The sequence below is a fragment of the Microbulbifer sp. genome (genome assembly GCF_036563125.1).
Taxonomy (GTDB): Bacteria; Pseudomonadota; Gammaproteobacteria; order Pseudomonadales; family Cellvibrionaceae; genus Microbulbifer.
On record NZ_DATCMV010000136.1, the window covers coordinates 1 to 12,641 of the forward strand.

At 57.8% G+C, this 12,641-nt stretch carries 13 protein-coding genes; 3 read left to right on the forward strand and 10 right to left on the reverse strand.

Annotated elements, in window-relative coordinates:
* Window positions 1–144 precede the first annotated feature (144 nt).
* Complete coding sequence (locus VIL80_RS11585) at window positions 145–1,125, forward strand: integron integrase (RefSeq protein WP_332036265.1); 981 nt, start codon at window positions 145–147, stop codon at window positions 1,123–1,125.
* 55 nt (window positions 1,126–1,180) lie between these two features.
* Here the strand turns inward: VIL80_RS11585 and groL are convergent, their stop codons facing one another.
* The 3 genes from groL to VIL80_RS11600 all read right to left on the reverse strand — a co-directional run bounded on the left by groL (window position 1,181) and on the right by VIL80_RS11600 (window position 3,884).
* Window positions 1,181–2,821: a chaperonin GroEL gene (gene groL, locus VIL80_RS11590; protein ID WP_332036266.1), complete on the reverse strand. Its 1,641-nt coding sequence runs from the start codon at window positions 2,819–2,821 to the stop codon at window positions 1,181–1,183.
* A gap of 46 nt (window positions 2,822–2,867) precedes the next feature.
* Window positions 2,868–3,161, reverse strand: a complete 294-nt coding sequence (locus tag VIL80_RS11595) for a co-chaperone GroES (protein WP_332036267.1) — start codon at window positions 3,159–3,161, stop codon at window positions 2,868–2,870.
* Between the two features lie 231 nt (window positions 3,162–3,392).
* A complete protein-coding gene (locus VIL80_RS11600; protein WP_332036268.1) occupies window positions 3,393–3,884 on the reverse strand; it encodes an FxsA family protein in 492 nt (163 codons plus the stop codon).
* 255 nt (window positions 3,885–4,139) lie between these two features.
* On the opposite strand from VIL80_RS11600, the gene cfa reads away from it, so the two are divergent.
* Window positions 4,140–5,315 (forward strand): cyclopropane fatty acyl phospholipid synthase, encoded by a 1,176-nt coding sequence (gene cfa, locus VIL80_RS11605; RefSeq protein ID WP_332036269.1) that lies wholly within the window; start codon window positions 4,140–4,142, stop codon window positions 5,313–5,315.
* Between the two features lie 50 nt (window positions 5,316–5,365).
* Here the strand turns inward: cfa and VIL80_RS11610 are convergent, their stop codons facing one another.
* A complete protein-coding gene (locus VIL80_RS11610) occupies window positions 5,366–6,127 on the reverse strand; it encodes an SDR family oxidoreductase (RefSeq protein WP_332036270.1) in 762 nt (253 codons plus the stop codon).
* 52 nt (window positions 6,128–6,179) lie between these two features.
* A complete protein-coding gene (locus VIL80_RS11615) occupies window positions 6,180–7,175 on the reverse strand; it encodes a DUF481 domain-containing protein (protein ID WP_332036271.1) in 996 nt (331 codons plus the stop codon).
* Window positions 7,176–7,285: 110 nt separating this feature from the next.
* Here VIL80_RS11615 and VIL80_RS11620 point away from each other — a divergent pair, with 110 nt between their 5' ends.
* Window positions 7,286–7,669, forward strand: a complete 384-nt coding sequence (locus VIL80_RS11620) for an MGMT family protein (RefSeq protein ID WP_332036272.1) — start codon at window positions 7,286–7,288, stop codon at window positions 7,667–7,669.
* A 38-nt stretch (window positions 7,670–7,707) separates the two neighbouring features.
* Here VIL80_RS11620 and VIL80_RS11625 read toward each other — a convergent pair whose 3' ends face one another.
* The 5 genes from VIL80_RS11625 to ampD all read right to left on the reverse strand — a co-directional run bounded on the left by VIL80_RS11625 (window position 7,708) and on the right by ampD (window position 12,493).
* On the reverse strand, window positions 7,708–9,078 hold the full coding sequence (locus VIL80_RS11625; RefSeq protein ID WP_332036273.1) for an AmpG family muropeptide MFS transporter: 1,371 nt from the start codon (window positions 9,076–9,078) through the stop codon (window positions 7,708–7,710).
* Between the two features lie 101 nt (window positions 9,079–9,179).
* Window positions 9,180–9,731, reverse strand: coding sequence for a YbhB/YbcL family Raf kinase inhibitor-like protein (locus tag VIL80_RS11630; protein ID WP_332036274.1), 552 nt, complete (start codon window positions 9,729–9,731; stop codon window positions 9,180–9,182).
* A gap of 149 nt (window positions 9,732–9,880) precedes the next feature.
* The gene (locus VIL80_RS11635; RefSeq protein WP_332036275.1) at window positions 9,881–10,870 is read right to left on the reverse strand and encodes a threonine ammonia-lyase; all 990 of its coding nucleotides are present in this window, start codon (window positions 10,868–10,870) and stop codon (window positions 9,881–9,883) included.
* Between the two features lie 57 nt (window positions 10,871–10,927).
* The gene (ampE, locus tag VIL80_RS11640) at window positions 10,928–11,848 is read right to left on the reverse strand and encodes a regulatory signaling modulator protein AmpE (protein ID WP_332036276.1); all 921 of its coding nucleotides are present in this window, start codon (window positions 11,846–11,848) and stop codon (window positions 10,928–10,930) included.
* 81 nt (window positions 11,849–11,929) lie between these two features.
* Complete coding sequence (gene ampD / locus VIL80_RS11645) at window positions 11,930–12,493, reverse strand: 1,6-anhydro-N-acetylmuramyl-L-alanine amidase AmpD (RefSeq protein WP_332036277.1); 564 nt, start codon at window positions 12,491–12,493, stop codon at window positions 11,930–11,932.
* Between the last annotated feature and the right edge of the window lie 148 nt (window positions 12,494–12,641).

Sequence of the window (12,641 nt, forward strand, 5' to 3'; positions counted from 1 at the left end):
ATATGTATATATTTTTCCAGCACACCGCTTTCCTCATTAAAAAATACTGGTCGCCATGAGCGAAATATGGGTTGCTAACGGGTCAATATCGACCAAAATACTGTATATAAATACAGACCATGTTTGGCCGCAAAGGATTGCACGATGGACGACATCCCCATTCCCCTACCTACCCGCCCGAGCCGGTTTATGGATCGCTTCAGGGCTTTTATACGCTCACGTCATATGGCTTACAAAACGGAACAGACGTACTGCTTTTGGGTGAAGGACTTTATCCGCTTTAGCGGTATGCAGCGCCCTGAAGACTTGGGCAAGGTGCAGGTCGATGAATGGCTAGGCCATTTGGCTAATCGCCGCTCAGTTTCTATCAACACCCAGAAAACAGCTCTCAATGCTGTTGTATTTTTATACAAAAAATTTCTGAATATTGATCTGGGTGATCTTCAGTTTGAGAGAACCAGTAAAGGGCGGCGTCTTCCTGTAGTGTTTACGCACCAGGAGGCAATGGAGGTTATTGAAAACATGCAGGGCCATCACAAGTTGGCGGCCAGCCTTATGTACGGTTCTGGCTTGCGGGTGATGGAGGCGGTCAGGTTGCGCGTTCAGGATGTGGATTTCGGCCATCAATGCCTGTTTGTTCGTGAAAGCAAAGGGGAGAAGTGGCGTCGAACCCTGTTGCCGCGTTCGCTTTTGCAGCCACTGCAGGCTCAAGTGGAATTTGCACTGGCCTTGCACCGGCGTGATCTGGAGGAAGGTTATGGCGAGGTGTATTTGCCCGGCGCGCTCGCGAAGAAGTATCCCCGAGCGGCGACAAGCCCCGGCTGGCAGTATGTGTTTCCAGCTCCGGAGAGAGCTACGGATCCACGCAGTGATGTAATTCGTCGCCACCATATCGGAGAGCAGCAGGTACGCAGGGCGGTGGCAAATGCATTGCGTGTTACCGGCATTCGCAAGAAGGCGAGTTGCCATACGTTCCGCCACTCGTTTGCCACAAATCTGCTGGCAAAAGGTACCGACATACGTAACATCCAGGAGCTTTTGGGGCATACCGACGTCAATACCACCATGATTTACACCCATGTGGTCGGCGTGCATGAGCGCGGCGTGGTCAGCCCACTGGATTGAGGCAATAAAAAACCCCGCAGTGCGGGGTTTTTTATTGGTTTGGCTGGAGGCCGGCTTACATCATGCCGCCCATGCCACCCATACCGCCCATGCCGCCCATATCAGGCATTGCGGGCTTGTCTTCCGGGATGTCAGCAACCATGGCTTCGGTGGTGATCATCAGGCCGGCGATGGAGGCAGCCGCCTGCAGCGCAGAGCGGGTTACCTTGGCCGGGTCCAGGATACCCATTTCCAGCATGTCGCCGTAAACACCGGTAGCAGCGTTGTAGCCGAAGTTGCCTTCGCCCTGCTTCACCTTGTCTACGACTACGGAAGCTTCTTCACCAGCGTTGGCAACGATCTGACGCAGCGGCATTTCCATCGCGCGCAGAGCAGCGGCAATACCGTGGTTCTGGTCTTCGTTGTCGCCGACAACCTTGATCGCCTGAGTTGCGCGCACCAGAGCGGTACCACCGCCAGGAACAACGCCTTCTTCTACCGCTGCGCGGGTTGCGTGCAGGGCGTCTTCAACGCGGGCTTTCTTCTCTTTCATCTCGACTTCGGTGGCAGCGCCAACCTTGATCACTGCAACACCGCCAGCCAGTTTGGCTACGCGCTCTTGCAGTTTCTCTTTGTCGTAATCGGAAGAGGATTCTTCGATCTGGGCGCGGATCTGCTTAACGCGCGCTTCGATGTCGCTAACAACGCCAGCGCCGTCAACGATCACGGTGTTTTCCTTGGACAGGGTTACACGCTTGGCGGTACCCAGGTGCTCAAGGGTGGCGCTTTCCAGCTCCAGGCCAACTTCTTCGGAGATCACAGTGCCGCCGGTCAGGATGGCGATGTCCTGCAGCATGGCCTTGCGACGATCGCCGAAGCCCGGGGCTTTGGCAGCGGCTACTTTCACGATACCGCGCATGCTGTTCACAACCAGAGTTGCCAGCGCTTCGCCTTCCACGTCTTCAGCGATGATCAGCAGCGGCTTGGAAGCCTTGGCCACCTGCTCCAGCAGCGGCAGCAGATCACGGATGTTGGAGATTTTCTTGTCTACCAGCAGGATGAACGGGTTATCCAGCTCGGCAGTCATGTTTTCCTGGTTGGTGATGAAGTACGGGGACAGGTAGCCGCGATCGAACTGCATACCTTCAACCACGTCCAGCTCGTTCTCGAGGCCAGAACCTTCTTCAACGGTGATTACGCCTTCTTTGCCCACTTTTTCCATCGCTTCAGCGATGATGGTGCCGACGTTCTCGTCGCTGTTGGCGGAGATGGTACCTACCTGGGCGATGGACTTGGTGTCTTCACAGGGAGTAGCCAGGCTGGCAATGTGCTCAACCGCTGCAGCAACAGCCTTGTCGATGCCGCGCTTCAGGTCCATCGGGTTGAAGCCTGCTGCTACAGATTTCAGACCTTCGGTCACGATGGCCTGGGCCAGTACGGTAGCGGTGGTGGTGCCGTCACCAGCGGTGTCGGAAGCCTTGGAGGCAACTTCCTTCACCATCTGTGCGCCCATGTTCTCGAACTTGTCTTTCAGTTCGATTTCCTTGGCTACGGAAACGCCGTCTTTGGTTACGGTCGGAGCGCCGAAGGATTTGTCCAGTACCACGTTACGGCCTTTCGGACCCAGGGTGGTTTTTACTGCGTTGGCCAGGATGTTTACGCCGTTCAGCATTTTCTGACGGGCGTCATCACCGAATTTTACGTCTTTAGCTGCCATGATCTTATTTCCTCAATTCTGTGTGCGATGGAGGTTCGGGGGCTTATCAGCCTTCCAGAACGCCGTAGATGTCGCTTTCGCTCATGATGATCAGCTCTTCGCCGTCCACCTTGAGGGTGTTGCTGTCGGCGTAACGGCCGAACACTACGATGTCACCCACCTTTACGGACAGCGCGCGTACGTCGCCGTTGTCCAGCAGCTTGCCTGCACCCACGGCAACCACTTCGCCCTGATTCGGCTTCTCTTTTGCAGCGCCCGGCAGAACGATACCGCCGGCAGATTTGGCTTCTTCTTCCTTACGGCGCACTACGACGCGGTCGTGTAAAGGACGAATTTTCATGGATTGGCTCTCCATTGAGTTATTTGAGGTTGCAATAACAAGCGGCACCACGCCCTCTCTGGCCGTGGGACCAGCCTCGCTGCAGAGACTGCAGCGGGGCAAAAACTTGAGGTGCAGGCTATTTGAGGGCGGGCGAAGGGATTTCAACAGCGACAGGAAAAAAACTGGGAAAAAATCTTTGGTTGGTACCGATGATCGGCCATTTTGAACAAAAAACAACCAAAAAAGCTGTCAGCGATCGTCCTTGGAGGAGTCATCGCGCGATTCTTTGCGCGGGTTTCGATCTTGGGTTTCGCGCTGATAGTCTCCTTCAATGACGTTACCGCCACCCTGCTCCTGCCGCCCCGCTCCGGGGCCGTAACCCGGATGCACCACAACGATGCGGCTGAGCAGCTTACCGAGCACCAGCTGACGCAATCCGGGTATCAGACAAATAAACCCCAATGCATCGGTGATAAATCCGGGGGTGAGCAACAGGGCCCCTCCCACTGCCAGGAATATGCCTTCGGCCATCTCCCGTGCCGGAACTTCGCCGGCGCGCATTTTTTCCTGCGCGCGCATAAGGGTCGAAATGCCCTGGCGCCGCAATAGCGCCACCCCCACCACTGCAGTTAACAGCACCAGGCCGATGGTAGGCAGCGCGCCGATTTTCTCGCCGACGGTAATCAGCAGCCACATTTCCAGGATGGGCAGGACGATAAACAATACGAGGAACGGACGCATGGTCTTGAACTCCCCCGGGCACACCGCCGCACCACACGGCCCCGGACTATGAATGCCGGCGAATCCCGGCATTTCTAATATGCTTAAATGGAAAAAGCGCAGATCCCGCGAAATCCGGGAAATCGGCGCAAGTCATTGGGTTCGCAGTGTAGCCACTCTCCAGTATGACGCGCAAATGCGCACTGCCAGGCCCATTCCACCACGACACGGATTCAGCCAGCGGCTGGTCGGCACAGCGACGGGATATTCGGCAAGATGGAAAGTGACACCGCCACCAACAATCCGGAAAAAGATATCCGCAGCAAAAGCGCCGCGGTGACGAGTTCTCCCGGGTCACACCTGCTGGCAGAACTATTGCGAGCGGCCGATATCCGCATCAATGGCGACCGCCCCTGGGATATGCAACTGCACCGGACCCAGGCACTGGACGAGATTGTCGCCCGCCACAGCCTGGGCCTGGGTGAAACCTATATGCGCGGCGACTGGTCCTGCGCAGCCCTGGACCAGTTTTTCTGCCGACTGCTACGGGCAAACCTGCAAAACCAGGTCAAACCGTTTCGCCACCTTTGGCGAGTCGCGCGCAGCTACTTCATCAACTTGCAGAGCCAGCGCCGGGCATTCCAGGTGGGAGAACACCACTACGATCTGGGCAACGATTTTTACCGCACAATGCTGGACAGTCGCATGACCTACAGCTGTGGCTACTGGAAGGACGCGGAAAATCTGGAGCAGGCACAGGCGGCGAAGCTCGACCTGATCTGCCGCAAACTCGGCCTGCGACCAGGGATGCGCCTGCTGGATATCGGCTGCGGATGGGGCAGCCTGGTGGGCTACGCGGCGGAGCATTACGGTGTTGAATGCGTGGGGGTTACGGTTTCCCGCGAGCAGAAACAGTTTGTCGACGAGCACTACGCCGAGCGGCCTATTCGCGTCGAGCTGATGGACTACCGCAAGCTCACCGGCAAATTCGATCGCATCGCCAGCGTCGGTATGTTTGAGCACGTGGGCCGCCGCAACCATCGCACCTTTATGCAGGTGGCAAAACGCTGCCTGAATCCCGATGGCCTATTGCTGCTGCACACCATCGGCAAGAACCGGCGCCATTCCACCTGTGACCCCTGGATCGAAAAATACATCTTCCCCAACGGCGATCTTCCCAGTAATGGCCAGATCTGCGATGCCGCGGAAAATCTGCTGCTGGTGGAAGACCTGCACAATTTCGGCTGCGATTACGACAAAACCCTGATGGCCTGGCACGAGAACTTTGAAAATAGTTGGCAACAGTTTGCGGATCGCTTCGGCATGGAGTTTTACCGTATGTGGCGCTACTACCTGCTGTCCTGCGCCGGTGCCTTCCGCGCGCGCCATATCCAGTTGTGGCAATGGCTGCTATCTGACAAGCGCGACGGTGGCGTCGCCAGGGTGAGTTGAATCCCGCAGTTACACGGGATTCAACAGAGGGGAAAGTATGTGCGGACAGATTACATTCTGGCGCCGCCATCTACCTCGATAACTCGGCCGCTGATGTAATCGTTGTCAATGATAAACGCGACGGTACTGGCGATTTCTGCCGGCTCGCCAATACGGCGCAACGGAACCTGCTTCACCAGGCCGTCCAGAATTTCCGGGCGCATCTGCGCCACCATATCGGTGCCGATAAACCCGGGGGCGATGGCGGCAACCCGCACACCGTAGCGGGCCAGTTCCCGCGCCCAGGTCACGGTCATGGTGGCGACACCCGCCTTGGACGCAGAGTAATTGGTCTGCCCCATATTGCCGGCGCGGGACACACTGGAAATATTGACGATCACACCACCCTCGCCCCGCTCCGCCATAATGCCAGCGGCCGCGCGGGTGCAGAGAAATACCCCGGTCAGGTTCACGTCGATCACCGACTGCCACTGCGCCAGTGACATGCGCTCGGTGACCTTGCCGTCCTTCACTTTGAGCAGCATACCGTCGCGCATGATGCCGGCGTTGTTCACCAGTACATTCAGCCCGCCAAAATCCCCGGCAATGGCCGCGAAGGTGCGATCGACCGCGTCCTCATTAGCCACATCCACCACATAGCTGCGCGCTTCCGCACCCAGCGCGACACAGGCGGCAACACTCTCATCGAGACCGGCCTGATTCACATCCAGCAGCGCGAGCCGCGCACCGCGCTCGGCGAGATAAACCGCCATGGACCGACCGAGACCCTGACCGGCTCCGGTAATGGCAATAACACTGTTTGCAACCTGCATAGCAACCTCTAAATTCAGTTGTCGTGGGGCTTTCGGCAGTTCCCTGGACGGGTTACCAGGAATAGCCCACTCCGACGGTCATTTTTGTATCTTCTTTTTCACTTTCCAGCGACGGCGTATTGTCATACTGCCAGGCGTATTTCACTTCCATCAGAATGCCTTTCACCAGTGGAGTACGCACGCCAATTTCCGCATTGCTCTGGTAGTCGGCGCTGCGATCCAGCGACTGCAGCAGCTCCTGGTTGTAATACACCTCGGGGCCAAGCTCGAATTTATAGCGGAAATCCCATGCGGTACGGCCCGCCGCGTAACGCTTGTCGGAAGTTTCACTCAATGTGGGGTCGATGAACTCGTCTTTTACGCTACTCATACCACCCTGAATGGAAAATGCGGCCTTGTCCGTATCGAAAAACAGGTAACCCAGACCGAGACCGACGGTGGTACTGAGATCCAGGTTACGCGCTTCTTCGTGCAGGAAGGCGCTGTTGCCCGCGGCGAACCACTTCTCGGAGAAGATCCAGCGCAGGTCGTAATTGAGGCGATATTTCTCCAGGTTCTCGACTTCGGTGCTGTTCTGGTTCTGGTACTGGGTGACGACCAGGTGGTGGAAGTCACCATTGCGCACATCGAAATTCGCGTTGATATCCCAGTCCTCGCGCTCGCGGTTGCCGTCCTCGAACACACCGGACGCCGCCACGTTGCCGCGGAAAATAATTGGGTCACCAACAAAATTGATATAGGGTTCGGCGTGATCAATCGCGGGGAAGTCCATCACCCAGCCGTCGCCCTCGTCGCAGTACAGTTCCCACTGCTCGCGACGGTGACCCGCCAGTGCGCAGGGTTCATCCCGGCCGGCAATTTTCAGGTCCTTATCGGTTTCCAGCGACAGGATTTTGCCTTTCTCTACGGTAATATCTCCGAAGGTTTCCGACCGCCACACCACGTGATCGCGCTCCACCACCACCAGTTCGCCCTGAATCCGGTCTCCGTTGGCCAGGCTCAGCACACCTGCGCGGGTATTCGGAGCAACGGCGATCAGCAGAGTCATCGTCAGTACTGCAGAAAGCGGGCCGGAAACAGCGGAAAGAAAGCGTAAAGTTCTGGAAACAGCAGAATGCACGAAACAACCTATAGATAGCCTGGAGTTATTAGCTAAAAGTGCGCAATAAATCTGGAAATGAAAAAAATAAAACTTCAGGAACCAGCGGAACGCGGAAAATCAAAAACGAGCCCAATGATGCCACAACTCGCATCTGCCTTGCACTTGCGCAAGTCCCAATGGGACGTGTGGTCACCTATGGAAGTCTGGCGGAATTGGCCGGGTTGCCGAGGGCGGCTCGCCTGGTGGGACAGACGCTGCGCAAGCTGCCAAAAGACACCCGCTTGCCGTGGTACCGGGTGTTGAACGCGCAGGGAAAAATTTCGCTGCCGGAGCCCGGCGCCCAGCGGCAGAAAGAACGGCTGGAAGCCGAGGGCGTGACCTTGATAAACGGCAAGGTGGATCTGGGGATTTACCTCTGGCCCAAAGCGGGAGAACTCTAGTTTATTGACGAGTGTCTACGTAAATACCTTAAACACAGCTAGCTTTGCACTCTCTCCGCTTTTTCGGCAAAGCTTGCAGCCTCCTCATCCTTGTTGCGATACCAGATATAAATCGCAAGCAGCACGGCGGGAATGCCGAGAATCGCCACCAGGATAAAGAAATACGGGTACCCCTCAGCATCCACGACAATACCGGAAAAGCCGCTGATAAATTTGCCCGGCAGCGTCATCAGGGAACTGAACAGCGCGTATTGCGTCGCCGTGTAGGACTGGTTGACCAGGCTCGATAGGAAGGCAATAAATACCGAGTTGGAAATGCCCGCGCTGATATTGTCTGCGCTGATTGCGATCGCCAACCACGTCTTATCCGCGCCCAATGTGGCCAGGTGTGCAAACAAAAGATTCGTAGAGGCCACCATTACCGCGCCGAGTATCAGCGGGCGCAGGATACCGAATCGAACAACCATGGCCCCACCGAGAAAGGCGCCAATCATGGTGCAGACAAAACCAAACAATTTGCCGATCTGAGCGATATCGTCTTTGCTGAAACCGAGGTCCAGATAGAAGGGGTTAGCCATAACCCCCATGGCGATATCACTGACCCGGTAAATGCCAATAAACAGCAGTAACACAATCGCAAACCGGCCATTGCGCTCGAAGAATTCAATAAATGGGCAAGCCACAGAGCGCACGAACCACTCGCTGAGGCGGCTGTGTTTACCACTGCCAAGCACGCGGTCCACCCATTCGTGCTGAAATTCCACCCCCTGGGCGCGAACCTTCTGGTGGTCGGGCTCTGATACCAGCAGTGTGGTGATAATACCGACGGCCATCAGCGCCGCCATGGACATATAGGCGATGCTCCAGTTGGTATATTCGGCAATGAACAGCGCCCCCGCGCCCGCGATCAGCAGCGCCACCCGGTAGCCGAACACGTACATGGCCGCCATGGCGCCCTGGTATTGCTTGTCCACCGCTTCGATGCGGTACGCATCGATCACCACGTCCTGCGATGCCGAGCAGAACGCCACCAGTACGCCGAAACCGAAAATTGCCGGTAGACCGAGTTGTGGGTTGATCTGACTCATGGCGAAGAGCCCGGCGGCTACGCCGATCTGCGACACCAGCATCCAGCTGCGCCGTTTGCCCATGAGATTGGTGAGGAAGGGAATACGCAGGGAATCGATAATCGGCGCCCAGGCGAACTTGATGGAGAAGGTGATGCCAATCCAGGCCGCAAAACCGATGGTGGTACGGCTGACACCGTAATCGCGCAGCCAGGCAGTGAGGGTGGAAAACACCAGCAGCAGCGGAAGCCCTGCGGAAATTCCCAAAAAAAACATTGCCAGCACTTTCGGCCGTGAATAGACCTTGAGCGCCTCTCCCCAAGTCATTTTATTTTGCTGCATGGGCGAGCTCTGTATCCTTCTTGTTTGTGGCTTACAGCCAGCGGCGCGCCGCTCCGCGGAATTCTGACGGCGATCGAGCAGAAAATCAGATGAACCGCAGATCAGCGCCCGTAAATGACTTCCAGTTGTGCTTCCGCCAGTTTATTGGCATTGATGTGATCTGCCACCATCTCCGCGGGGGTGCTTTCATCCAGCGGTAACAGGTCTACCTTGAGTGCGTAAATCCGGAACTGGTAGCGGTGACCATCGCCGCCCTCCGGTGGACAGGCACCACTGTAGCCGTGACCGCGGAAATCTGTGCGCCCCTGGATCGCTTCGGGGATCAGCCCGGATTTGGGCTCACCCGCACCTTCCGGCAGGGACATCAACTCCGCTGGAATATTGAATACTACCCAGTGCCAGCGGCCACTACCGGAGACGGCATCCGGGTCGAACATGGTCAGGGCAAAGCTGCGGGTACCTTGCGGGGCGTCCCGCCAATGCAACTCCGGCGAAATATTCTCACCACTGCAGCCGGTTCCCATATACAACCGCGCCGACGCTATCCGATCCCCATTACCGACAACACTGGACGCCAGGGTAAACACTTCCGCGCCAGCCTGTGCTGCAGGCAACAATAACAGCAACCCCAGCGACGAAAGCCAAAGTGCCACTGCGCGACGGCGCAAAACTGCCAACAGTGTAGCAGCAGACGTATTCAACCATGGCGCCGCGCTTACTCGCATAATCGGCGCGCCCGCTGGCAGCCTACCAGGGTATTGCATACAACACTCCGAGCAATTTTTTGCAGGCTTCCCTTCATTTACCGGTCGGCCAGCAAGCCCGCCACGGCAGCGAAATCCATATTGCCGCCACTCAACACCACTACCACACGCTTGTTGCGAAAGCGCGCGCCGTGTTCCATTACCGCCGCCAGCCCCACTGCGGCGGAGGGCTCCGCCAGCTGTTTGGTGCGGCGCCACAGCAGTTCCAGTGCCGACAGGATACCCGCTTCGGATACCGTCACTATATCGCTGACGCGTTCGCGGATTACCGCAAAATTACGCGCTCCCAGTGTGGTGCGCAGGCCATCGGCAATGGTCTCCGGCACCTGTTCCGTTACCCGCGTGCCGCTGCGGAATGAGCGCTGTGCGTCGTCCGCTCCCGCGGGTTCGGCGCCAAGTACCCTGATATCCGGCGCCAGCGCAGACATCGCCAGCGCGACGCCCGCGAGCAATCCGCCACCGCCCACCGGCGCCACCACCAGATCGGGAGTAAAGCCCAGCTCGCGGCACTGGCCTACAATTTCCTGCGCCACCGTACCCTGCCCTGCAATGATGCGGGCATCGTCAAACGGCGGTACCACATGGGCGCCAGTTTTCGTCACCAGTTCCGCCAGAGTGGCTTCCCGCGCCGCCAGCGTGGGGGCGCAATACAGAATTTCCGCGCCGTAGGCAGCCACCGCGGTTTTCTTTGCCGCCGGGGCATTTTCCGGCATGACCACGGTGCAACGGACGCCCTGTTGCGCAGCCGCCCAGGCCAGCGCCGCGCCGTGATTTCCAGAGGAGTGGGTAGCAACCATCTCTGTTCCCGGCGGCAACTGCAGCACCGCATTGGCCGCGCCGCGCGCCTTGAAGGCACCCACTTTCTGCAGGTGCTCGCACTTGAAATGGACCTCTGCTCCCAACAGCTGGTTGAGGCTTGCGGATGTCATCAGTGGTGTGCGATGAATGTGCCCGTGCAAGCGTTCGGCGGCGGCAAATACATCCGCAGCCGTTGGCAGGTCAGGCGCCTGAATATTCGTATCGATCACGTCTTCCCCAGTGTGCAGGTGTCAGGTAAAACAAAAAACATCCGCAGTATTGTGAGCTTAGCTGCCAAACAGCACATATAGCGCCATGATCGTAAGCCACATCAGCAGTGCGCGGGACAACACGCCCTGCATGGCTTCGAGCTCCGCGCCACACAAGCGCTCACCTTCACTGACCATAGCGCCGGCACTGCATTCACTGCTGTCGATCCCACCCAGGGCGCCCTCAAGATAGCGCTCCATAATGTCTTCGGTACGACTCTCCCGGCAGGTCAGGTGTTCCCGCCAGACTCGATAGCAACCGGCGAAATTGCCGACGATTGCCAGGGTGAACCCCACTACCCGCACCGGCAGCCACTCGATCAGCCACAACCAGCGCGCCGCCAGATCCCGGTCCGCCAAGATGGCGGGCGTCGATTGCCCCTCATCTTCGCTGTGCGCCAGTGCATCGGCGGCAAGCTGGCTCAGGCGATACAGCACCGCACCGGGAATGCCCAGCAGCAGGAACCAGAACAACACCGCGAAAATACGTTCGAATGCACGGTAGGCGGCAGCGCGAAAAACCAGTAAATGCAACGCCTGAGGGTCGGCTAACGATGCCTCCATGGCATCCTCGGGTTTCAATAGCGGTTTAGCCGCGGCCCTCGCCGCTACCATATCCCCCTGGTACCAGCCCCGCAGATATCCGGACATTGCCTCGTTGAAGTTGCCGCGGCCGAAGCTGTACAGTAGTGCCGGCACGCTCACCAGCAATACGCCGAGGCCGCCGAGTGCCGACTCCGCCAGTGCCAGCAGCAGTGCCACCAGCAGCGCCGGGACCAGCACCAGCAGGCCGAAACCGACCCCCTGCCTGTCGCGTACCAGAGTGCGCCGGTAAATAAATTGCTGCCAGTTCGCGAACCAGCCGTCGCGCTGGATGGGTCCGCCAGACCCCCAGATCTGTACCAGTCCCAATGCCAACAGCACGATTAAAAGCGCCATAGCACCCCCACGTCAGTTTCTGATTATCGTTTGGCCGATGAGTCGACCATGTATCTAGCGTCCGTTACCCGTTGACGGAGTTCAGCCCTCGCCCAACCCATCCAGTTTCTCGAAATACAGCGCCCAGTCGAACCCGGGGCCCGGGTCCAGCTTGCGCCCCGGCGCAATATCCGAGTGGCCGGTAATACGCGATTTGTCGATCATCGGATAGGCATCCATGATCGCCAGTGTCACCTCCGCGAGTGACTCGTACTGTGCCGGGGTAAAAATGTCACTATCCAGCCCCTCGAGTTCGATGCCGATGGAGAAATCATTGCAGTTTTCCCGCCCGCAGAATGCCGACTGCCCCGCATGCCACGCGCGCCCGGAAAGCGGCACATACTGGGTAACGCGGCCATTGCGGTCGATCAGCAGGTGCGCTGATACCTGCAGGTTGGCAATTTCGGAAAAGTAGGGATGCGCATCGATATCCAGATGCCCGAGGAAGAACTCATCGATATAGGCGCCGCCGTACTGCCCGGGCGGCAGGCTGATGCTGTGAATGACCAGCAAATCCACTTCCGCACTGTCCGGGCGGCTATTGCAATGCGGACTCGGCACCCGGCGTACGCCAGACAACCAGCCTGATTGGACCTGGTATTTCACAAACACGACTCCACTGGAAATGGGCAGAGGACATTTTATGGAAGCAACGAAGCAACTGCCACTAGCCGTGCCCGATTCTGCAGCGCCATCCCCTGGGGCATCCGCCGGCAGATACCCCAAAATGAAAAGGCCGGAGTAAATCCGGCCT

Coding starts and splice junctions, on each gene's coding strand:
- VIL80_RS11585 (WP_332036265.1), top strand. CDS start 145: ATGGACGACATCCCCATTCCCCTACCTACCCGCCCGAGCCGGTTTATG.
- groL (WP_332036266.1), bottom strand. CDS start 2,821: ATGGCAGCTAAAGACGTAAAATTCGGTGATGACGCCCGTCAGAAAATG.
- VIL80_RS11595 (WP_332036267.1), bottom strand. CDS start 3,161: ATGAAAATTCGTCCTTTACACGACCGCGTCGTAGTGCGCCGTAAGGAA.
- VIL80_RS11600 (WP_332036268.1), bottom strand. CDS start 3,884: ATGCGTCCGTTCCTCGTATTGTTTATCGTCCTGCCCATCCTGGAAATG.
- cfa (WP_332036269.1), top strand. CDS start 4,140: ATGGAAAGTGACACCGCCACCAACAATCCGGAAAAAGATATCCGCAGC.
- VIL80_RS11610 (WP_332036270.1), bottom strand. CDS start 6,127: ATGCAGGTTGCAAACAGTGTTATTGCCATTACCGGAGCCGGTCAGGGT.
- VIL80_RS11615 (WP_332036271.1), bottom strand. CDS start 7,175: ATGACTCTGCTGATCGCCGTTGCTCCGAATACCCGCGCAGGTGTGCTG.
- VIL80_RS11625 (WP_332036273.1), bottom strand. CDS start 9,078: ATGCAGCAAAATAAAATGACTTGGGGAGAGGCGCTCAAGGTCTATTCA.
- ampE (WP_332036276.1), bottom strand. CDS start 11,848: ATGGCGCTTTTAATCGTGCTGTTGGCATTGGGACTGGTACAGATCTGG.